General features: G+C 60.9%; 19 protein-coding genes, 1 pseudogene and 1 riboswitch. Of the genes and pseudogenes, 9 read left to right on the top strand and 11 right to left on the bottom strand.

The window, feature by feature from the left end:
• Nucleotides 1–108: 108 nt before the first annotated feature.
• Complete coding sequence (locus EC912_RS05815; protein ID WP_132142203.1) at nt 109–3,087, top strand: sensor histidine kinase; 2,979 nt, start codon at nt 109–111, stop codon at nt 3,085–3,087.
• Nucleotides 3,088–3,164: 77 nt separating this feature from the next.
• Here EC912_RS05815 and EC912_RS19620 read toward each other — a convergent pair.
• A pseudogene (locus EC912_RS19620) lies at nt 3,165–3,332 on the bottom strand (LysE family transporter); the annotation flags it as partial.
• Between the two features lie 375 nt (nt 3,333–3,707).
• Between EC912_RS19620 and EC912_RS05805 the strand changes: the two are divergent.
• A complete protein-coding gene (locus EC912_RS05805; RefSeq protein WP_132142201.1) occupies nt 3,708–4,976 on the top strand; it encodes a serine hydrolase domain-containing protein in 1,269 nt (422 codons plus the stop codon).
• 105 nt (nt 4,977–5,081) lie between these two features.
• Here EC912_RS05805 and EC912_RS05800 read toward each other — a convergent pair whose 3' ends face one another.
• The 6 genes from EC912_RS05800 to EC912_RS19840 all read right to left on the bottom strand — a co-directional run bounded on the left by EC912_RS05800 (nt 5,082) and on the right by EC912_RS19840 (nt 11,114).
• The gene (locus EC912_RS05800; RefSeq protein WP_132142200.1) at nt 5,082–5,486 is read right to left on the bottom strand and encodes a DUF2628 domain-containing protein; all 405 of its coding nucleotides are present in this window, start codon (nt 5,484–5,486) and stop codon (nt 5,082–5,084) included.
• Between the two features lie 173 nt (nt 5,487–5,659).
• On the bottom strand, nt 5,660–6,496 hold the full coding sequence (locus tag EC912_RS05795) for a transporter (RefSeq protein ID WP_132142199.1): 837 nt from the start codon (nt 6,494–6,496) through the stop codon (nt 5,660–5,662).
• 228 nt (nt 6,497–6,724) lie between these two features.
• Entirely contained in the window at nt 6,725–7,279 is a 555-nt protein-coding gene (locus tag EC912_RS05790) for a hypothetical protein (protein WP_132142198.1), read from the bottom strand.
• On the bottom strand, nt 7,276–7,860 hold the full coding sequence (locus EC912_RS05785; RefSeq protein ID WP_132142197.1) for a hypothetical protein: 585 nt from the start codon (nt 7,858–7,860) through the stop codon (nt 7,276–7,278). Before EC912_RS05785 ends, EC912_RS05790 begins: the two co-directional genes overlap by 4 nt.
• 102 nt (nt 7,861–7,962) lie before the next feature.
• Nucleotides 7,963–10,836 (bottom strand): type 2 lanthipeptide synthetase LanM family protein, encoded by a 2,874-nt coding sequence (locus EC912_RS05780; RefSeq protein ID WP_132142196.1) that lies wholly within the window; start codon nt 10,834–10,836, stop codon nt 7,963–7,965.
• Between the two features lie 89 nt (nt 10,837–10,925).
• Nucleotides 10,926–11,114: a DUF6229 family protein gene (locus EC912_RS19840; protein ID WP_428993081.1), complete on the bottom strand. Its 189-nt coding sequence runs from the start codon at nt 11,112–11,114 to the stop codon at nt 10,926–10,928.
• Between the two features lie 287 nt (nt 11,115–11,401).
• Between EC912_RS19840 and EC912_RS19355 the strand changes: the two genes are divergently transcribed.
• From EC912_RS19355 to EC912_RS05750, 7 genes are all read left to right on the top strand, one after another.
• Nucleotides 11,402–11,662 carry a hypothetical protein gene (locus tag EC912_RS19355; RefSeq protein WP_165973504.1) on the top strand — a complete coding sequence of 87 codons (261 nt, stop codon included), beginning with the start codon at nt 11,402–11,404 and terminating at the stop codon, nt 11,660–11,662.
• On the top strand, nt 11,553–13,205 hold the full coding sequence (locus EC912_RS05775; RefSeq protein WP_132142195.1) for a cyclic peptide export ABC transporter: 1,653 nt from the start codon (nt 11,553–11,555) through the stop codon (nt 13,203–13,205). Before EC912_RS19355 ends, EC912_RS05775 begins: the two co-directional genes overlap by 110 nt.
• 159 nt (nt 13,206–13,364) lie before the next feature.
• On the top strand, nt 13,365–13,928 hold the full coding sequence (locus tag EC912_RS05770; RefSeq protein WP_132142194.1) for a hypothetical protein: 564 nt from the start codon (nt 13,365–13,367) through the stop codon (nt 13,926–13,928).
• Between the two features lie 114 nt (nt 13,929–14,042).
• Nucleotides 14,043–14,495 carry an ATP-dependent zinc protease family protein gene (locus EC912_RS05765; protein ID WP_132142193.1) on the top strand — a complete coding sequence of 151 codons (453 nt, stop codon included), beginning with the start codon at nt 14,043–14,045 and terminating at the stop codon, nt 14,493–14,495.
• Nucleotides 14,492–15,418, top strand: a complete 927-nt coding sequence (gene rimK, locus EC912_RS05760; RefSeq protein WP_132142192.1) for a 30S ribosomal protein S6--L-glutamate ligase — start codon at nt 14,492–14,494, stop codon at nt 15,416–15,418. Before EC912_RS05765 ends, rimK begins: the two co-directional genes overlap by 4 nt.
• Nucleotides 15,419–15,665: 247 nt before the next feature.
• Nucleotides 15,666–16,352: a response regulator transcription factor gene (locus tag EC912_RS05755; RefSeq protein ID WP_132142191.1), complete on the top strand. Its 687-nt coding sequence runs from the start codon at nt 15,666–15,668 to the stop codon at nt 16,350–16,352.
• Nucleotides 16,336–17,622, top strand: a complete 1,287-nt coding sequence (locus tag EC912_RS05750) for a sensor histidine kinase (RefSeq protein WP_132142190.1) — start codon at nt 16,336–16,338, stop codon at nt 17,620–17,622. Before EC912_RS05755 ends, EC912_RS05750 begins: the two co-directional genes overlap by 17 nt.
• 223 nt (nt 17,623–17,845) lie before the next feature.
• On the opposite strand, the gene EC912_RS05745 is transcribed toward EC912_RS05750, so the two are convergent.
• From EC912_RS05745 to ahcY, 4 genes are all read right to left on the bottom strand, one after another.
• Nucleotides 17,846–18,763 carry a branched-chain amino acid transaminase gene (locus EC912_RS05745; RefSeq protein WP_132142189.1) on the bottom strand — a complete coding sequence of 306 codons (918 nt, stop codon included), beginning with the start codon at nt 18,761–18,763 and terminating at the stop codon, nt 17,846–17,848.
• Nucleotides 18,764–18,819: 56 nt separating this feature from the next.
• Nucleotides 18,820–19,338, bottom strand: coding sequence for a DUF4124 domain-containing protein (locus EC912_RS05740; RefSeq protein WP_243649166.1), 519 nt, complete (start codon nt 19,336–19,338; stop codon nt 18,820–18,822).
• Between the two features lie 247 nt (nt 19,339–19,585).
• The gene (gene metF, locus EC912_RS05735; RefSeq protein ID WP_132142188.1) at nt 19,586–20,410 is read right to left on the bottom strand and encodes a methylenetetrahydrofolate reductase [NAD(P)H]; all 825 of its coding nucleotides are present in this window, start codon (nt 20,408–20,410) and stop codon (nt 19,586–19,588) included.
• Nucleotides 20,411–20,541: 131 nt separating this feature from the next.
• Entirely contained in the window at nt 20,542–21,972 is a 1,431-nt protein-coding gene (gene ahcY / locus EC912_RS05730) for an adenosylhomocysteinase (protein WP_132142187.1), read from the bottom strand.
• 17 nt (nt 21,973–21,989) lie between these two features.
• Nucleotides 21,990–22,079: riboswitch (S-adenosyl-L-homocysteine riboswitch) on the bottom strand.
• Between the last annotated feature and the right edge of the window lie 61 nt (nt 22,080–22,140).

Genomic DNA, 22,140 nt, shown 5'->3' with positions numbered 1-22,140 from the left:
CCGGATCGGCAGTTAAACCTGATTGCTGGCTTTAGCTATTCCGATCAATTGTCTCTGACAGCTTTGTTCCTACCATTACCATTGCAACCATTGCAGGGGACCGCCAGGATGATGTTTACGCTGCCGGTGCCTGGCATAAAAGCCTTGCTCCGGACTTTTGCACGCGCGTTGATTGTCACCTGCATGGTGCTGGACCTTCCTGCGCAGGCGGCGGACGTTGATCTGGGAAGAGCAAACGACAAGGTCGGAGTGCAGGGGCATCCAGTTCCATTTCTGCCCGTCGATCAACTCCAGCGGACCTTGTTCACCGCCAGGGAGGGGGCGCCTCAGGGCATTTATGCGATCACGCAGGATCCGCAGGGTTATCTATGGGTCGGCGGTTCGAGCGGGCTATACCGTTTCGACGGTGTCCGCTTCGAGAAAATGTTCGAGGACAAGCTGCCCGCTATCCTGATTTCCGCATTATTCGCCGATAAGGATGGGAGTCTGTGGATAGGCGATCTTCGTGGCGGGATCACTCGATTGCGCAATGGCGTGCTGACGCAAATGAATCGCGGCCGCTCCCCGGCAACCATCATGGCGTTCACGCAAAGAACGGATGGCGCGCTATGGGTAGGCACTGCCAGTAGCCTGGACGAATTGGACGGCGAAACCTGGCGCCCGATCCACGTCTCCGCGGACTCCCCTAAGACAGGTATCGACGTCAATCTTTATGGCAAGGGATGGGACGGTTCGTATTGGGTCTTTAGTGACAGAGTCGCCTATCGGCGTCTTCCGGCGTCGTCGCAGTTCGAGCGATTCACCGCTGACGAGGGAATGGCGGCAATGGCCGGCCTTCCAGCGAGTACGACCTATTCCAGCGCGGCATCGACGGCCGACATGATCGTGGATCGCTATCGAGCATTGTGGGTACCCACAATCGATGGGCTACTCAGGGTGCATGTGGAGACGAGCACGGACGGATATCAACTTGTTACCGAGCGCGTACGGACGGGCGACGGAAGCGAGGAAATGGAAGTTACCGCCGCCTATAGCGACAGGGACGGCAACGTATGGATAGCCAGTTCGCGAGGGCTGGAGCAGTTTCGCGCCACCCGCTTCACGCCGTTATCGCTGCCTGCCGGCACCTATCGCCCAACTATTGCTGCAGATGACGACGGCGCGCTCTGGGTTGCCAGTCTTTCATCGTTGCCGCCATTGCGCGTGGGTAAGCTAACCGAAGCCCACCCAGAGTTCGGGGGTTATGTCGCCTGTCTCGCGCGTGCGCCCGATGGCGCTGTCTGGTTGAGCGCCGACAGCGTTCTACATCGTTATCACGATGGCTTGACCCGTTCCATTCCTCTGCCGCACGAAAGCGGCGCGCCGAAAGGGAACGGGACACCGGGGCGAGGTTGCGCGGGATTGGCCGTAGGCACCCGTAACGATATCTGGTTGGATATCTATTCGAAGTTATGGCATTGGGACGGTCATGAATGGAATTTAGCCTACCCTAAGACAGCACTTTCCCTGGCCGTTCAAGAGGACCGGGTTTGGGTAGGGCGACCGGATAACACCCTGGTGGTGCTTGAGCAAGGCAAGGAGCATCGTTATACGAAGCTCCAGGGTATCGATGTGGGCGCGGTGAGCGCCCTGTATTCAGGCAAGGCCGGCCTTTGGATGGGCGGCAACAACGGCCTCATGCTCAAACGAGGAGAGTACTTTCAACGTCTTCTTGGCACGCATGGGGAACGCTTCCTGAGCACGGCCGATATCGTCGAATTAGATAATGGCGATTTGTGGATTCTTACCAGTCGCGGGGCCTATCGAGTGGCGGCTGGGGAGATCAAGGCCGCGATAGCCGCGCCAAGCCATGCCGTTGGCTACGAGCTATTTGATCAGGACGATGGGCTGCGCGGATCGATCGGCACGGTGCAGCTCGATCCGCTGGAAGTGGGGACGGATGGTCGGCTATGGATAGCCAGCCAACGAAGCGTCGCCTGGATCGATCCGACGCATATCCCACCGGTTCCTGCGCCACCTCCGGTTTCGATCGATTCCCTGAATGGGAAGGACCTGCGCTTTGCCGATGGTAGGGAAGTCATGCTTGAAAAGGGGGCGCGAAGCATCGACGTGGCGTACACAGCCGCCACGCTCTCCCTGCCGGGACGATCGCACTTTCGCTACGTGCTTCACGGTATCGACGACGGTTGGCAGGATGCAGGTACGCAGCGCAGTGCGCACTATTCCAACCTCGGGCCTGGTCACTACATCTTTCTTGTGGAGGCTTCTAGTGCGGATGGCGTGTGGCCAGCGTCGGCGACGAGGCTTTCCTTCGAAATCTTGCCAGCGTTCTACCAGACATGGTGGTTCAAGGGGCTTTGCATACTCGCCGCATTGCTGGTTGCGTGGTCACTGTATCGAATGCACATCTCGCGCATCTTCGCGAGTCATCAGGCTCGCGTGCGCGAGCGTGAGCGGATCGCTCGCGACCTTCATGATTCCCTCTTGCAATACTTCCAGGCCCTTCTTCTGCATGCACATGCAGCTACCTCGGGGCTGACCGATGGCGTGGCGCGAGTGAAGCTGGAAAAGGTTATCCAGATCGCAGGCGAGGCTCTTGTCGAGGGGCGCGATAAAATTATGGAACTTCGGTCCGTAAGCGATTCGTTAGATGCACTGCCAAATGACATTGCCAGGCTCGCCCAGCTCCTGGGTGACATTCATGCCATGGAATTCTCGGTAGAGGTTCACGGTGAACTTCGGCCTTTGCGTCCTGCCGTTGCAGATGAAGTACACGCGATTTCCCATGAGCTTGTAGCCAACGCTTTCCGTCACTCCCAAGGGACGCATGTTCGACTGGATCTCTACTACGAACGGCAAGCCTTAGTCGCGGTAGTCACTGATGACGGTCGCGGTATCGACGGCGATTCCGATGCCGCGATCAAAAGCGGTCATTGGGGCATTGCGGGCATGCACGAGAGAGCGAAGCAAATCGGGGGCAGTCTGGCCATCGGTCGAGGCCCGCAAGGGGGGACGCGAGCGACCTTGAAGGTGCCGGCTCGCCTGGCATACAGCCGGCATCGCGGGTTGGTTAGCCGATGGCGCTGACGTGCGCATTTAGTCGGTCTGGACATCGCCCGATCGTGTTTTAGCGGCGCCTTACTGCAGTGGGCGCAGCAACAGGGGCAAAGGACGAGCATGAAAATGGCAATCAGGCCATCGAGGATTCGCCAGGCACGAGGATTGCGGAAGACTGGCTGCAAAAGCCTGGCGCCATATCCAAGAGTGGTGAACCAAAGGACACTTGCTGAGGCGGCCCCTGCGGTAAACACCCACCGCATGTCACCAGGATAGCGGGGAAACCGAGACGGAGGTGGTTAAGCACACTTGTTATCTCCTCTCGGTTTCCGCGGCGGCGGCTTGTGAGTAATCTGAAGCCCGCTATCCGGTCGAGCAATATGCAAATACGGCAACACCCGCCTGATACAGGGGAGAGGAGGGGCGGGGCCAACTACGCGGCCGTTACCAAATTCATCCTACCTCCGCCCCGGAACTAAAGGCTGGTTGTGCTGAGCGCGAGTTCGGAGAGAGATTGGGGATGGATTCGCTTACCGGAACATGCCGACCCTTTTCCCCAGCGCGGCAAGGAGCTTTCGCCAATGTCGTTATCAAGATTCAGATCGGGCTTTGCCGCAATAATCGGGCTGTTGGGGCTCGCTACGACATCCATGCCGATCGCCGTGCACGCGCAGACGGCAGCCTCCTTGACGGCAACGCAATCCGATCCGCGCAAGCTGGGCTGGATGACTGGCTTCCCGCCGCCCGATGACAAAGTCATCCGTTTCACCGATAGCGACTATTTTGCTTTCCCCAAGTCGCGTTGGACGGTCTGTCATTTTCGCGAACTCATGCCGACAGTGGGTGTGTCGCGCGGTCCGGGTGCGGCCGTCCCGTTTGTGCAGAGGATTGACCCAGGTATCGACGCTATCCGCTTTACCCCGCTGGGCGGCGGCGGAGCGATGACCTGGCAGCAGGCGTTCGACGCAAACTATACGGATGGGATCGTCGTCCTGCATAAGGGCGTGGTGGTTTATGAGCGTTATGCGGGCTGTCTCGACGCAACCGGACAGCACGGAGCGATGTCGGTGACAAAATCGCTAACGGGATTGCTGGGCGAAATGCTCGTCGCAGAAGGCGTGATCGATGACAACGCGCGTGTCGAAACCATCGTGCCCGAATTGCGGCAGAGTGCGTTCGGCGATGCCACTGTTCGTCAGGTGCTTGATATGACGACCGGGCTTCAGTACAGCGAGGACTATGCCGATCCCAATGCGGAAGTCTGGACCTATTCGGCGGCGGGAAGCCCGCTCCCCCGGCCCAGCGATTACAAGGGGCCGCGAAGCTATTGGGAATATCTCAAAACCGTCCGCAAGCAAGGAGAGCACGGGACGGCCTTTGCTTATAAGACGATCAATACCGATACGATGGGCTGGATCATCGCGCGCAAGACCGGTAAATCGGTTGCCCGGTTACTTGCTGAGCGCATCTGGAGCCGCATGGGTGCCGAGCAGGACGGTTACTACACCGTCGACTCCCTCGGAACGCCTTACGCCGGGGGAGGACTTAATGCCGGATTGCGCGACATGGCCCGGATCGGTGAATTGATGCTCGAAGGCGGCACCATCAACGGTAAGCGGCTGGTGCCGAAGACTGCGATTGACCGCATCCGTGCAGGCGGAGACAAAGCCGCTTTTGCAAAGGCAGGCTATGGCCTGCTCAAAGGATGGAGCTACCGCGACATGTGGTGGATCACACACAATGAGCACGGCGCGTTCATGGCCCGTGGCGTTCACGGGCAGACGATCTACGTCGACCCCGTCGCGCAAATGGTGATCGCGCGCTTCAGCTCACACCCCACCGCAGGCAATGCGGCGAACGACCCGACATCCTTGCCCGCCTATTCCGCAGTGGCGGAGTATTTGATGACACGACCGTAATGCCCGTGAAAAAGCCCGGGCCCGACAAGTTGCCGGACCCGGGCTCGAGGTCTCCCTGGCGCACATGATCCCGCGTTACGGAATCAGTTCGCCCTGGTCGTTTCCTCAGAGGCGCATACCTTCAAACGGGTTCCAGCCATCCTGGCCCTTTACCTTCTTGAGGTAGACCGCGTAGTTCGTGCAGATGGCGCACATGAAGCCAAATGCGACGCCTACGCCGCGCGTGGCGGCATCGGGCACATTCAGCACGGCAAGCACGATGCTCACGGCGATGATGATGCCCAGCAGCGACAGTGCTTTGCGCCAGATGCCCATGACCGCCATGGCGATGGGGCCAAAGAAAAACGCCCAGATGTTGGTGTTGATCAGGATCTTCTTGCCGAAGGGAAGCGTCTTCAGCTCAGCCTTGTATTCGGGTGTGTTCGGCGCACCGAACTGGTCGAAAAATGCGAAACGCGCCTTCCATTTTTCGCTGATTTTCGGGTCCGAGCGATAGTCCACAGTAGCCATTACAACTCCTCGTTAGCCGTTACGAATCTCGCACGAATCGGGTGCGGTCGGCCATGCTAGGCACGTAACGCGTTTTCATCACCATGCACACACGATTTTTGCGAATTGGATCACACCGATACCGTTATGGCTTACGCTTTTCCTTTCAAAGGAAGCAGCCGACCGCATCGAATCTAGAACCGGCGCGACAGGCCGATGTAGATATGGCTATCGGGTGTGGCGCTGTTCAGACCAAAGTTCGCACCGGCATCGAGCTGAAAGTCAGGACCGACCAGGTAAGTCATTGCGATATCGGCTGACTGCTGGCGCACCGTTCCCGAAGGATCCCGATTGACGGAGTCCCACACTTCGACGGCCAGCGTGAGTCGGCTTGTGACAGGATGGGAGACGTTGATCAAATTGATCAACGCTCCGTGGTGTCCCGATCCATCGCTGTCAGCGAGTACATCCAGTTCGGGGCCAAGCGTGAGTGAGAACCCGCCCGACAGCGGCAAGGCAATGGGCATGGCAATGCCGCCTTCCCACGTATCGTTGCCGATGCCACGTGCGGCCGTCGGTGCCTTGACGAACGGGATGAGCGCGATGCTGGCCCGGTCGCTTTCAAGGATGCGGGTTTTAAGCCGGAGGTAGATGTCGCCACCGCCGCGCGAGACTTTGCTCTCGCCCGTCGTTCGATCCTGGCTTTGAATGCGGATGCGAGGTGCCCAGTTCACCTGCAAATCGGTGCTGTCCGTCAGACCATATTTAAGAGTGGGATTGGTGTAGTAGACCGTTTCGGTAAGAACGGTTGGCTGACTGTCACGCACGTAGCTGCCGATATCCGTTTCTAACTGCCAACTGCCCGCCGGCACTGTGCAGGTCGAGTTTGCCTTTGTGGGGCGATCCGTGCAGATCGGAGAGGAAGGTGCTGCTTCGGCGTGCAACCTGGGCACGTGGGCTGAGGCTATGAGAGCCGTGAAGAGAACAGCGGCGAAGTTGAAGTATTTTAGCCGGCCATATGTACTTGTCATTGTGCTTTCAAACGTCCTCGGCGCCACGCGTAAACACGTTTTTGCGCGAAGACAGCAAGATATTGCGACACTCCGTAAAGATGATACGTAATGCAGATCGCTCGCCGTAAAATTCCCGCAAATCTGTGTTCACGACGGTATCTGCTACTGGCGCCGGATAGCGGACCACGAGCACGGCCGCAGGCGCCTGCTCAAGACGCTGCTCGAAGGAATGGTTTCGCCTTTGGACTAAATCGGGCGTATCCCCGCCTTGCGCCATCTATCCGCAGGGCACAAGGATTCGGGATCGACTTTCTTCATGTCGACAGGCCTCGCGTCGGCCATGACTTGCGAGTCGGTTGCCGGTGCCATGAAGTAGCCGGTTTGCGTAACGAAATGCTCGTTGAGCCGCCACCCCGCAGGGGCGTGAACAAGTATTCCCACGCCATCCAGATCGATCGCATGGACTTGATTGGCGTGGTCGCCGACCAGTTGTTTCAGTTTTGACGGAGACGCAGCGTGCACCTGGATGGGCGTCTTACCGTCTTCGGCAAGCCATGGGATGGGGTCGCAGTCGATGTCGTCCGGAATGACGTACAGGCGAAGCGCGCTCTTTTTTCGAGCGATTTTGAACTGAAAGCCTATGCCGGGTTGTTCCGGATCGGCTGCTTGATAAGTGCCCGAGAACTCGCGATCGGTTGCCGCTGCACTGGCTGTTTGTGCACGCAACGGACCCATGCTGGTAGCGGGCAACGCAACAAGCAGGCTAAGGGCGACGCATTTCGTCAACGAGCGCATGTTCACGGCACGAATCTGAGCGAGGTCGCGATGCGTTTCGCCAATGCCTCGTCTCCCTGATTGCGATAGTCCACGTAGATAGTGAAAACACCACTGCCACGTTTCGCGCCCGTTGCGGGTGGCTCACTCGTGGTGTCCACATCCTGCGCTACGGATAGTTCTGAAAAACCAACCGCATATCGATAGCGATAGTTCTGTTGGCGATAGGCAGGGATCGATGCGGACAATTTGCATTGCTCCACAATCGCCGGGTGTCCATCTACAACGATGTGCTTGCTCTGGGATTTTTCCTTACACATCGACGGTGCGTTTCTTGGATAGTTACCGTTGCCGTCGCGTTGGGCATTGGGGGTGGCCTCATAGGTCCAGTAGGTCCACGATACGAATATCCGGGCGCCGGTATCGTCGCCATCGAAGAAGCCGCCATCGACATCCGCATGGCGATGCACTTTGGCTAGCGCAGCCGGAATCGATAAGGTGAACCAGCCGTCGGGATTCCGCGTCGTCAGGCGCCCCGGGTCCGTACCCGCCATGGCTGATATGACGTAAAACGCCAGTAATAGAGCAAGCAAGGAACGACGACGCATTCAGAACCCCTTGTGTTACGCGATGACGAGCTACCGGAACCACGCTCTGGGCGTGGTCGACGATTGTCCTGGTTTCTCGCCTTGCACGTTACACCCGGGAGATTACCCGCTGGCTACGAGCTCGCCTTCAAACGCCTTGTTTCGCACGTACTCCCCCGCCCGGTACTCCATCAAAAGCGGGGAGGGAAGCGGACAGTCGGGGTGCATCCGGTTCAACTGATGGATCGAGCCGGAGATGCCGCTCATCAGTCCGGGCGTGAAGGCATCCCTGGCGAGACCGCCTACGATCCCGTGTTCTTCGATACTGGAAAGAATGATCGCGATGCCGGGCATGGCGCTCGGCGGAACCAGATCGGGATCGATCTTGCTTGCGCGCATCAGTAGTTCCCACGAACTCAGGTCGCCATGGCATAACGTATGGCTATAACCCCAGCCACCCTGGATGGCGGCGTTCACCGCGCGCTGCAGCGTACTCAGGTGACGGGCGTGACCGGTGCGCGCATAGAGATCGCACGCGGCCAGTCCGATGCCGACGCTGCCGTGGCACCACGTGTTGGCGAAGTCGCGACTCTCGGGCTTTCGTACGTCGATCCAGTTGCGGGCTTCGGCGTCGTAAAGCGATTCTTCGAAATCGAAAGCGCGCTCGGCCAGTGCAAGCCAGCGCTGCCGGTCGTCCTCACTTCCGGCCTGGCTCAATCCAAGACGGACAAGCGCCCAGCCGGTGCCGGTTGCACCGTGGGCGAATCCGCCGATGGGTTCGCTGAATATCGAAGCGGGCCAGCAGGCGCCCTTTTCATCGAGAATCGCGGCGCTTTCCAGGCGTTTTCCCGCTCGTGCGGCGAGTGCAAGCCAACGGGCGTCTCCCGTGGCTTCGGCAAGCTGCAATATGGGTACCACTGCGCCACTGATACCTTCGAGAATATCGAAGACACGCTCATTCTCGATATCCCATTGCTCCATGACGGCCGCTTGTTTCACCGCGTTCTCGAGCAGTCCGGATCCCGGCTTGAGTACATCCATTGTCAGCCACGTGAGAATCTGGGAGCCCAGTCCGACAAAGCCACCCACGGCCTCCGGCTGCTCGGCGTCTTCCGCTTTTCTCAGTACCTGCAGGACACCATCCAGCGCGCTCGATACGCCAGCCACTTCGTCGACGCGTCCCCGCTTCATTTCATAGTCATAGCCAGCCAGTGCGAGTGCAATGCCCGACAGTCCGACATAAAGATTGGGTTGCAGCGTGCGCATCGTCCATCCGCTTCGTCCCAGGATGGGACTGATCCAGGTGATCGTCCCGTCGCGGCCTCGCACCGAAAGCTGGAGCAGCTGTTCGATCGTTTTCCTGGCCATGGACCGTCGCCGCCGATCGATGTTGGCCGCGTGCGGATGACGCGCGGCCAGGTCGTAAGGAGAGCGCTTGTCGTCGTTGAGGCGCGTGTTGAGATGCGCGGTGACGAGGGCACCTCGTATCGTCAGTTCTTCCAGCTCTGTACGCATATCGAGCCAGCTCTGGAACACCTCGTCGATTTGCGACTGGCCCAGTTCGTTGGCGAAAACGGGGATGTCGCCGTAACGCATGTCGTCGATTTCGGAAGCGATGATTTCCGGCTCGGAAGGGGCCACGGGTGAAACGGCGGCGTTTCGCGCCAGCAAGTCCCTCGCGCGTTCGATGGCCGCCGGTTCGTCATGCAGGGACGCCGGATGCCAGAGCATGCGCATGATTTCGACGTAGGTCTGCGTCGGTCTGCGAATGAGCCGGATGCGGCAGCCCCCGAATGCAACGAGCATGGGAGCCAGTTGTCCGTCCTGCTGGAGTTGGGCCAGACGATCGGTCAGTTCCCGAAAACCGGACACGATGTTTTCCCAGAACCGCGAGATGTCCGGGTTGATGCAGGGATGATTCTTGGCCATCTCGATATCGATACTGACCAGACCGACCCGTGCATCGGTGGTTCCGTGGTTGACGATTTCCGGGATGCGTATTTTTGGTTGTTCGCCTTGCAATGCGCCAATGGCGGAAATGTCCACGCCGCTTAAACCGAGTGCCGGAGCGCGAAAGGGCACCAGACCGGTTCGCAGTACCGAGGAACGAATCAGTGCTTCCGCCAGATCGACCGCCTCGCCCTTATCCGAAGAGGGTGGCATCAGATCGACGACGAACAGGCTTTCGACGTCGACGACGAAAGGTATGGGGCCCGAGGCAATCAGGTTTTCGTAGTGGATATCCGTGCCGCCAAGCAAGCGCATGACCGCCAGCCAGTGGCCGATGTTCCGGTAGAACGCCGCGAGTTCGATGTCGTCGACGCAGTATGTGTGCTCGACGTATCGCGTCCAGCCATAGTCGCCCCGGTCAAGCACGGCCGGGACCTGGATGTGGTCCGGCTGGTCGAAAAGAAGTCTGTCGAGGAAGCCTTCAAGCGCGGCATCGATACGAAGCGAGCGCGGCTTGTACATCACGGTGCCGCCAGTGAATTTCACTCTGGCGACCGTTTGTCCGCCGTCGTGAACATCGCCTTCGCCAAGGTCCACTGAGAGCAGTTCGCCAACGGGATTCCCGATGAATGCCGAAAGGTCGTCGCGATCCGAAGCGATACGAGCGGCGAGGGAAATAGTCGCCTGGCTCTGTTGCCCGAGCACCCGGTTCAAGCGCGGCTTCAGTACGGGGTAGCGTTGCCCGATTTTTTCGATGAACCCGGGTGTTTTGGCTTGTCTGAGGAATTCCGCGAACTTCGCCGTTTCGTTGGCTCCGAGGAGCTGGCCGGATAGCTTCGCGGCATGCAGTTCCAGCAACAGAACCCGATTGAGTTTTCGTTCGGCGCTGTCGAGCAGTGCTCTGTCGGCGACCTGCTGGACGATGCGTATCTCGTCTTCGCCCAGGGCCGCCTGCATGGAAATGTCCTTGGCGAGAGATTGCCTGGCGTCGGCGGTCAGGTACTCGATGATCGATGCAAACGTATTTTGCGAGTGGGATTCATCCATTTTGAATTCCAGGCATTCCCGAATGTAGGCACCTCATCGTTTCAGAAATAGCCGTGGGGGTTAGCCACGGCTATCGCCACTGCTGAATATCAGCAGCAGAAACCCGGCCTGGAGGCCGTACAGGAACTACAGTTCGATGCGAGTGCGATATCGGGGCTGGTCATGGCCGCCATCGTGTTGGCGTGACCTTCCGTGTAAAGCGATCCCGCAGGATTGTCATACCCATCTACGCTGTCAGCACCACTCAACCAGCCAGCCAAGATATTGTCGGTCTGCATATGAGTACTCCATGGTTTGTTACAGGTATGCGCCCAGATATGGCACAACGACTTACCGTAGTGGACGCTTCTACGGTGACAAATTCCCGAGTCGGGCAATCCTAGTCACAAGGTCACGGTTTGCGCCAGCGTAACAACCGCACCTTCATTTCAAGGCGTTTCCGCATCGCGACGTTCTCCTGAAAACATTCTTGCTCCGGAGTTGGATGGATTTAGGACTACCGGATCACAGAAGTTGAAGCCGGCATCTTTACGAGCTTCATGAGATTTGCCGAAATTGCATAGCAATGAAACATGACGGTTTGCTTGTCGATGAACTCAGGCTACCGTTCGGGGAAATGCGCGAAGATGCTTCAGGGACAGACCGCCGCTTGCAGTCCGGAAATGTCGATGTAAGTTCACCGGACGAAGCGACTTATCAATCAGTCGGAAGGTTCGATGATCTTAAAACGCTTTCTTCGCCAGTATCGGGGCTCGTTGATTGGCGCGGTGGTTCTCTCGGCGGCGAGCGCGGTTTCAACCATGGCGCTGCTTTCCCACATCAATAACCTGGCATCGGGCGGTTTTCACGCGCTTGGGTTACGGCCATTCGCGATCGGTGTCTGCTGGCTTGTTGCGCTGCTGATTACCAGTGCGGCGTCCCAGTTTCTTTTGGCCAATCTGGGCGGGAACCTGGTGGCTCAGTTACGTATCGAGCTGTCGAAGAAATTCATCGATCTGGAATACGAGAAATTAGCCGACAAGAAACATGCGGTCTTCGGTTCGCTTATCGAGGACATCGCAAGCATCGCTCCGCTGGTACTCGTTGCACCCTTGCTTGCCTACAATATTTTGCTGGCCATTCTGTATGCAGGTTACCTGGCAAGCGTTTCGTTCCAGTTGCTCGGCATCCTGCTTGGATTCCTGTGTACGACGCTTGTGGTTTCACTGACGCTCGAGCGATTACTGCGATCCAAGTTCGACCAGTTGCGGCAGGCCAACGAGAAAGTCTTCGAATACTTTCGCTACATCAGCGAAGGAAAGAAGGAGATGACGCTCAATGCTTCCCGCGCATCCTATGTCACCGACGAATTGATGCAGCCGGCTATCCAGCGTGCAAGACGGATCATGATCCACGTTCATGCAGGCCTGGGCTTCAACGAGGCCTGGTCGACGGCGGTCATCTACGGGTCGGTTTTCCTGATCGTGTATCTGGGCTATGCGGCGTTGGAGCTGTCGCAGATCACCATCATCCGCTTCGTGATCGGTGCGCTATTCCTGAGCGGCCCCATCGGCTTCATCGTGAGTGCCGCAAGACAGGTTGGCGTGGGTACGGCCAGTCTTCGTCATCTCGAGCGCGTCGGTCTGGACCTGGGCCGCGAAGCTCCCGACAACAGGCCCGCGGACAAAGAGCGCCGCTCGTTCGACGACTGGCAATGCATAAGCCTTCGCGGGGTTTGCTACAGCTATCCCGGCGAAGTCGAATCGCTGCCGACGCTGGGGCCCATCAGCCTGGACTTCAGGCGAGGGGACATGGTCTTTATCGTGGGGGGGAACGGAAGCGGGAAGTCGACGTTGCTGCTACTGCTCAGCTCCCTGTTAAGTCCGCATGCCGGCGGCGTATCCGTCGACGGCGTCCCGCTCGACGGCGACCCGTTTCTTTACAGAGAGCGTTTCACCGGGGTCTTTGGCGACTTCTTTCTCTTCCCGCACGTTCTGGATTCGAACGGTCGGCATCTGTCGGACGAGCGCATCCAGACGTTGCTTGCCGCATTGGGCCTCGGGTCGCACGTCCAGGCGAATCAGGGCGAACTCTCGAAGCTGACCCTCTCGACGGGGCAGCGGAAAAGGCTGGCTCTGCTCCAGTGCTACGCGGAAGACCGGGAGATATTTTTCTTCGACGAGTGGGCCGCGGACCAGGATGCCCACTTCAGGGATTTCTTCTACTGCTCTCTGTTGCCCGAACTTAAGCGGCGCGGAAAAACGATCATCGCCATCAGTCATGACGACCGGTATTTCCATGTGGCGGACCGCGTCATAAAACTCGAAAGTGGTCTGGTCGTGTCCGATACGCGCGACTGGTCATCGGTGGGTCGTCCGACCCCGGCGTAGCGTGCGACGAGGCATTCCCCTACACGTTTTGTCGGATGCGCCCCTGCATCCGTGAAGGGCATTGGCGACATCATGTGCGCCGACCGAAGACGGCGGCCCTTAGCCGGACGATAACTTTCCCGCAGTCCCGGTTGCCAATGCCACGCAATGGAGTGCCCTATGGATAACAGTCATCAAGCCCGCTGCATCGCCGGCCTGCTCGCACGTTACGAGCGCCATCCGGTCCGTCCGGATTCCCCGGACGATCTCCACCGCACCCTGTGCCGCCTGCGGGTCGAGTGGCTGCTGCGCCACCCACGCCCTTTGCGGCTGGCGGTTCCCGAATTCCCCGCGGTCGACAACGAAACGGCTCGTGGGCGTCTTCTTGTGTTTTTCGAGCGTCTCGCCAGTGAAATATCCGCCCTGCACCCGCCGGGGGCGGTACTTACCGTGGGTCTTGGCGAGGGCGTGCCCGGACGCCAGGCCCTGACCCGGCTCGCCACCGGTCTCGGGCTGCGGCGACTTCGCTTTCTCGACCTTGGCAGCGCCAAGCGTGGTGGGGAGGCCTGGCAATGGCTGCTGGACGACGTGCTGGACGAGGCGCTGCATATCTCGGTCGACGCGACATCCCGTACGCGCGATCCGTTCCTGAGCCTCCATCCGGTCGAGGAAGCGGTTGTCTATGGTTCACGGAACCTTGACCGAAGTGACGGGCGGAATGCGGTTCTTACTCGTGCCAGTTGAATCCGTCTTCGTCCTTCGGCATGCTTTCCCTGCCGCGGCTGGTCGAAGCGGTTCCCCGGATCGATCCCCCGATCCGCATCCCCCCGCAACACACCGGTCGAGCGCGCGAGACTCATGGCGAATGTCATCACCCTCGGCTGGCGGGAACGTCTTGCGATTCCGCAATTCGGCATCGCTTCGTTAAAGGCCAAACTCGATACCGGCGCGCGCAGTTCGTCGCTGCACGTCGAATGGCTCGAGGTCGACGAGCGCGCCGACGGTACGTGGCTGCGCTTCCAGGTGCGCACCACGCGCAAGGGCGGTCTGTCCGAACCGTGCGAGGCACGCGCCACCGGGCGGCGCGCCGTCACGGATTCCGGCGGTCACGTGACCACACGATGGTTCATCCTGGCGGACATCGAACTGGCCGGCGAGCGTTTCGCCGCCGAGATCAATCTCACCGATCGCCGCCATATGCTGTTTCCCCTATTGCTGGGACGTACCGCGCTCGACGGACGCTTCCGGGTCGACCCCTCTCTGTCCTACTCGCAGTCGCCCGCGCGGCGTGCCGCCACGGAAACAAAATGAAGATCGCTATCCTGTCGCGCAACGCGCGGCTGTATTCCACGCAGCGGCTTGTCGAGGCCGCGCGTAAGCGCAAGCACACGGTGCGCGTGATCGATCCACTGCGTTGCTACATGAGCATCGCTCCGCAGTCGTTCGCGATCCACTTCAAGGGCAAGCCGCTCGGCGCGGTCGACTGCGTGATCCCGCGCATCGGCGCATCCAGCACGTTCTACGGCACGGCGGTGCTGCGCCAGCTCGAACTGATGGGCGTGTATACGCCCAATCCTTCCGACGCGGTGCTGCGCGCGCGCGACAAGCTGCGCTGCCTGCAGTTGCTGGCAGCCCGCGGTATCGACATGCCGGTCACGGCGTTCGGCGACGCACCGGACGACACGTCCGACCTGCTCGCGATGCTTGGCGAGCCCCCGCACATCATCAAGCTCAACGAAGGCACGCAGGGGCAGGGTGTGGTGCTGGCCGAAAAGCGTTCGGCATCGCAGAGCGTGATCGAGGCATTCCGCGGTCTGTACGCGAATTTCCTGGTGCAGGAATTCATTCGCGAGGCCAATGGCAGCGATCTGCGCTGCTTTGTTGTCGGCGACCAGGTCGTGGCCTCCATGCAGCGTTCCTCGGCCCCGGGCGAGTTCCGGGCCAATCTCCATCGTGGCGGCAGCGCCACGGCGGTCGAACTGACCGACGACGAGCGCACGGTGGCCATTCACGCCGCCTCGGCGCTGGGTCTGGAAGTGGCTGGCGTGGACCTGCTGCGGTCCTCCCGGGGCCCCCTGCTACTGGAAGTGAACGCGTCGCCGGGCCTGGAAGGCATCGAGAAAAGCACCGGCGTCGACGTGGCCGGCGCCATCGTGGCGCACTGCGAAACCCGGGTTGCCGAGCGTCCGTCGCCCGAGCCGAAGCGCCGCCGCAAGGCGAAAGCAGGGCATTAACAGCGATTTAAACGGTCCTGGTTTATACGTGTCCTACTGTGAATCCGCGCGCGGGCTTATGGTATCGGGGCAGTAGCTTGGGCCCAGGGCAGACGAGAGTCTGGTCTGGGCCTTTCTTTGTCCCGAGGAGCGGAGTCAAAGAAAGATTGAGACGTTACGACGCTATTCTCACTCTTCACACTAGACTCTATGCTCTCGATACGGGGCACTGGCCCCCGCGAATCCAAAGCCATCCACGGAGTGCCGCATGCGCGTACTGGTGATCGAAGACAACAACGACATCGCCACCAACATCGGCGATTACCTCGAAGACCGTGGCCATGTGGTTGATTTCGCCGGCGACGGCGTGACCGGCCTGCATCTGGCCGTGGTCCACGACTTCGACGTCATCGTGCTGGACCTGACGCTGCCCGGCATGGACGGCCTCGACGTGGCGCGCAAGCTCCGGCACGAAGCCCACAAGCAGACCCCGGTGCTGATGCTGACCGCGCGCGACGCGCTGGAGCAGAAGCTCACCGGCTTCGAGTCGGGCGCGGACGACTACATGACCAAGCCCTTCGCGCTGCAGGAACTGGCGGCCCGCCTGGAAGTGCTGGCGCGTCGCGGCAAGGGGCCGCAGAGCCGGGTACTGAAGGTCGATGGCCTCACGTACAACCTCGACACCCTGACGGTGAACCGCGAGGGCAAGTCGATCCAGCTCAATCCCATCGGTCTCAAGCTCCTTCAGGCCCTGATGGAGGCCAGCCCGTCGGTGGTTACCCGGCAGGACCTGGAACAACGCGTCTGGGGCGAGGAACTGCCGGACAGCGACTCGCTGCGCGTCCATATCCATGGTCTACGCGCGGCGATAGACAAGCCGTTCGAGAAGCCGCTCATCCACACGCGTCACGGTATTGGATACCGCATGGTCGATCCGGATGCGGTCCAGACGTAAGCTTCGTTTCCGCCTGATCGTCTCGTTCGCGCTCTTTGGCTTCGGCCTGAGTGCGCTGTTCGCGGTCGCGGCGCTCAATATCCGCGAGCGCGTCGAAGACCAGCTCGTCAACGCCAGCTTGCTGGACGATGCCCGCTACGCGAACGAGCAGGTCGTCGCGCATCCTGGCGAGCCCATTGCGTCGAAGCTGCTCACCGCCAGTGTCCTCAGCGATCGCACGCTCTACAAGGCGCCGCTTCCGTGGCAGGCGCTGGACACCGGCGTGCACGACATTTACGAGGTCGATCCCGAGACCGCGCAGCGTCGTCACTACAAACTGGCGGTCTATCGCGACAAGGGCATCATCAGCTTCCTGCGTTACGACGCCTCGCGCGAAGAGCTGGGTAAGCAGCAGTTGCTCATCAGCGTCATCGGCGCCGTGTTTCTGTTCGGCCTGCTATCGCTGGCGCTGGGTTTCTGGCTGTCGCGCAAGGTACTCAAGCCCGTCACCGAACTGGCGAAGCGCCTGCGCGATTTCCGCAAGATCGGCAAGGCGGAGCCGCTTGCGCCGCACTTCGCGGACGACGAGGTCGGTCAGCTGGCCCAGGCGCTGGACGAATACGCGACGCGGCTGACCGCGGTCGTCGAGCGGGATCGCGAATTCAACTCCGACGTCAGCCACGAACTGCGCACGCCATTGGCTGTTATCGCCAGTACGACCGAGCTGCTGCAGGGTTCGCCCGACCTGACCGACAAGCTGCGCGAGCGCCTGAAGCGCATCGAGCGGGCCTCGCGTCAGGCCACCGAACTGATCGAGGCGCTGCTGCTGCTGTCGCGTGCCGAGCGCCGTGGACCGACGCGCGGCGAAAGCACCGATGTGGCCAGGGTCGCGGCCGATGTCATCGAGAGCCAACGTCCGCAGATAGGCGGCAAGTCCATCGATATCGAGCTGATCGTCGGCGATACCGTCACCGTCAACGCACCTGCGTCGGTGCTGTCCGTCGCGCTGACCAATCTCATCGGCAATGCCATCAAGTACACGATGCAGGGCAAGGTCACCGTACACGTGATCGACGGCCGCATCGACGTGCTCGACACGGGACCGGGCATCAAGCCCGAAGACGCCGAAAAGCTCTTCCAGCGAGGCATTCGCGGTGAAGGGGCTGCCGGCGGCGGTGCGGGTCTGGGCCTCGCGATCGTGCGTCGCCTGTGCGAGCTGTACGACTGGGACGTATCGCTACGCCCCCGGCCGGATATGGCGGGCGCGGTGTCGACCATCGATTTCCGGTAAAAAACTGCGCGGTTTCCCCCTTATCGTGGGTGCAAACCTATGAAACGGCGAAGCTATGAACCTGTGGGAGCGCGCCTGCGCGCGAAAGCCTACGGAGCGGTGAAGCCGGGAACTTGCATCGCGAGCTCGTGTTTCCAACTGCGAATGCCATGTGCTGCTTCAATGCAACGTAGGCTTTCGCGCGCAGGCGCGCTCCCGCAGAGAGCCGCGCCTGCGCATTCGATCAGAGCTTTTCGAGCCAGCCCCAGCGATCCTTCGTCTCGCCGGTGAATAGCCCGAAGAACCGCTCCTGCAGACGGCGCGTGATTGGACCGGCCTTGCCGCTGCCGACCTGCTTGCCGTCGACCGAGCGGATCGGCGTGACTTCCGCCGCCGTGCCGCACATCAGGATCTCGTCCGCCAGATAGAGGTACTCGCGCGGCAGGTCGCGCTCGACCACTTCCAGGCCTTCCTCGCGCGCCAGCGTGATCAGCGTGTTGCGCGTGATGCCGGCAAGGATGGACGCGCTGGCCGGTGTGGTGTGCAGGACGCCGTCGAATACCAGGAACAGGTTCTCGCCCGCGCCTTCGCTGAGCAGACCCGTGGAAGCCAGCGCAATACCTTCACCGAAGCCAAGGCGACGCGCTTCGCGCGCGATCAGCTGACCGGAGAGATAGTTGCCGCCCGCCTTGGCGCCGGCCGGAATGGTGTTGGGCGCGAACCGCTGCCAGCTCGACACGCAGGCGTCGATGCCGTTTTCCAGGGCCTCGGGTCCGAGGTACGGGCCCATCGGCCAGGTCGCCACGGCGACATCGGTCGGGCATTCGGCCGACAGGCCGAAACCGCCGAGACCGCGGAACGCCACGGGGCGCAGATACGCCGCGAGCAGGTCGTTCTTCTTCACCACATCGCGGCAGGCCGCGGCCAGCTCGTCGATGGTGTAGGGGATCTCGATGTCGTAGATCTTCGCCGAGAGGTACAGACGCTTCAGGTGATCCGTGAGCCGGAAAATCGCTGCGCCGTCGGGCGTCGCATAGCTACGGATGCCTTCGAAAACCGAGGAACCATAATGGAGGGCATGGGCCATGACATGCACGGTGGCATCGCGCCACGGCTTGATCTCGCCGTTCTGCCAGATCCATTCGGGGTAGTTCTGCGACATGAGGGGGGTCTCCAGGTGACCGCCCATAATAGCCCGACACGGTTGGCGCGGCACCCTCAGTCCGGTGGCCGAAGCCAGAGGCAGCCCGCTTGCCGGACGATCCCGAACCGCGACGTCCGGCTGCCGCCGGCATCCGACGTGGTCACCGCGATCTCGGATGCCGAGTCGGCGTCCTCGCCGGCGCCACCTACGGAAACCAGCGGCTGGCGCAGCATGGCGCCGATGACCTGGATATCGGCCACGGCGCTTTTGGACCCGTACCCATCCCACAGCACCACTCCGCCGATCCGGTTCGCCTCCCTCGTCGCGAAGGCGTCGACGATGACTTGCCGCAGGTCGGCGACGTGTTTGGCGCAAAGCATGGGCAACGGCGGCTGCGCGCTGGACGAGTTTCCCGCAGGGGTGCCCGTCGGCGCCGGCACGGCCGCGGTAGCGTTCATTGCCGAACAGGGCTGGTCGGTGAAAACCGGCTGACCGTTGGTGCCGATGCAGCGGCGGATGGGGTTCTGGGCGAGAGCAATGGCCGGCGCGCAGAGCAGGACGATGACGAAAGTGGCGCGGAGGAGGGTGGTCACGATGTCTCGCCAAGGGTAGCTGGCGGAGACTATCGGATCGGGCGTGAATGGCACGCGCGGTGGATCACGGTTTTGAAGCGTGTAGCACCGTCTCGCGAAAACAGGCTGCACCGCACTGGATTCCTGCCTGCACAGGAATGACGATCCGGGGTGGATAAGTGGGGGGGGCCGGCGTCGCTCTCAGCCCCTCTTCGTCGTTCCTGCGCAGGCAGGAACCTAGAGCGATCACGTACGAAAAAGCGGGGTCTTACCCCAACCGCTCCAACACACTCGTCGTGGAACGCGCCCGATTGATCGTATAAAAATGCAGCCCCGGCGCCCCGCCATCCAGCAACCGCCGGCACAGCTCGGCCACCACGTCGGCCGCCAGTTCGCGAATCGCCGCCGCATTGTCGCCATGGGCCTGCATCCGCTTCACGATCCAGCGCGGGATCTCCGCGCCGCACGCTTCCGAGAAACGCTGCAACTGGCTGAAATTCGCGATCGGCATGATGCCCGGCACGATGGGAATGTTCACGCCAAGCTTCGTTGCATCGTCCACGAAGCGGAAGTACGCATCGGCATTGAAAAAGTACTGCGTGATCGCGCCGTTCGCACCCGCGTCGACTTTCGTCTTGAAGTGCTGCATGTCCTTCAGCGCGTTTTCCGCCTGCGGATGAGTCTCCGGATACGCCGCCACTTCCACATGGAAGTGGTCGCCGCTGTGCTTGCGGATAAAGCTGACCAGCTCCGCCGCGTAGCGGAAGTCGCCGGGCGACGCCATGCCCGACGGCAGGTCGCCGCGCAGTGCCACGATGCGGCGGCAACCGGTTTCGCGGTAGGTATCGAGCAGGGCCGCGATCTCGGCCCGCGTGCCGCCCATACAGCTCAGGTGCGGTGCGACGCTGAGGGCATGCTCGGAGCGCAGACGTTTCACCGTCTCGTCGGTATAGCTAAGCGTCGATCCGCCCGCCCCGAACGTCACCGACACGTAGTCGGGCGCATGGGACTTGAGCTTGCGTACGGTGGTATCGAGCTGAGCCCGCTGTTCGTCGGTCTTCGGCGGAAAGAATTCGAAGCTGATGGCGGGCATGGCGAGGGAACCGGCTGGATGTTGGCTCCGAGTATATATCTTTCAATCGAGATGAAAAGATGCATGATGTGTACGGCAAATAAAAAGGGCGGCCCGAAGGCCACCCTTTTTCGTTCCGATACCGCTACCGATCAATAACGATAATGATCCGGCTTGTACGGACCTTCGACCGGCACGCCGATGTATTCGGCCTGTTCCGGCGTCAGCTTCGTCAGCTTCACGCCGATCTGCTCCAGATGCAGGCGCGCGACTTCTTCGTCGAGCTTCTTCGGCAGGCGATAGACCGACTTCTCGTAGAGATCCTTGTTCGCCCACAGATCGATCTGCGCGAGCGTCTGGTTCGAGAAGCTGTTCGACATCACGAAGCTCGGGTGGCCATGGGCGCAACCGAGGTTCACCAGACGGCCTTCGGCCAGCATGTAGATGGCGCGGCCCGAAGCGAACGTGTAACGGTCGACCTGCGGCTTGATCGTCTCGCGGGAGACGTCCTTCGCCGTGTTCAGGCGATCGATCTGGATTTCGTTGTCGAAGTGGCCGATGTTGCAGACCAGGGCGTTGTTCTTCATCGCCGCCATGTGTTCCAGCGTGATGATGTCCTTGTTGCCCGTGGTGGTGACATAGATGTCGGCGGTGCCCAGGGTTTCTTCGATCGTCGTGACCTGGAAGCCTTCCATCGCCGCCTGCAGGGCGTTGATCGGATCGATTTCCGTCACGATGACGCGTGCGCCGAAGCCCTTCAGCGAATGGGCGCAACCCTTGCCCACGTCGCCGTAGCCGCAGACGACCGCGACCTTGCCGGCGACCATCAGGTCGGTAGCGCGCTTGATGCCATCGGCCAGCGACTCGCGGCAACCGTAGAGGTTATCGAACTTGCTCTTCGTGACCGAGTCGTTGACGTTGATCGCGGGCACCAGCAGCTTGCCGGCTTCGGCCAGCTGGTAAAGACGGTGCACGCCGGTCGTCGTTTCTTCGGACACGCCGCGCCATTCGGCCGCGACCTTCGTCCAGAAGCCCGGGCGCTCTTTCGCGACGCGCTTCAGCAGGTCCTTGATGACCTGTTCCTCGTGGTTCGCACCCGGGCTGTTCACCCAGTCCGAACCCTGCTCGAGTTCCAGACCCTTGTGGATCAGCAGCGTGGCGTCGCCGCCATCGTCGACGATCAGCTGCGGGCCGGTCTCGCCCGGATGGGTCAGCATGTCGAGCGTGCAGTCCCAGTACTCTTCCAGCGACTCGCCCTTCCAGGCGAACACCGGCAGGCCACCGGCGGCCATGGCCGCGGCGACGTCGTCCTGCGTCGAGAAGATGTTGCACGAAGCCCAGCGAACCGATGCGCCGAGTTCGCGCAGCGTTTCGGCGAGGACCGCGGTTTCCTTGGTGACATGCAGCGAACCCGAAAGACGCACGCCCTGAAGCGGCTTTTCCTTCGAGTAGCGGGCACGGATCTGCATCAGGCCCGGCATTTCCTCTTCCGCCATGCGGATGCGGCGGCGGCCGAGGGCGGCCTGCGAAATATCGCGGACGTTGTAATCGTGGGTCACGTTGTCTTGGGTGACGGCGTTCATTGGCGTAGCTCCGGATGGTCACGGGGGCGCCGTTGTCGAACACGCCGCGCCGAGCCTGGCCGGTGGTAAGCATGAAAGCCCCAACGGTCGCAGCGCCCCTCGGCGGGCAAAACGGACGCCGATTATATCTCTTAATCGCCATGAGCGGATGAACGTCGGTTTCGGTAC

Origin of the sequence: Luteibacter rhizovicinus (assembly GCF_004342265.1) — a bacterium.
GTDB lineage: Bacteria > Pseudomonadota > Gammaproteobacteria > Xanthomonadales > Rhodanobacteraceae > Luteibacter > Luteibacter rhizovicinus_B.
The sequence above is the reverse complement of the archived record's forward strand: the minus strand, read 5'-3'. Positions and strand labels throughout refer to the sequence as shown.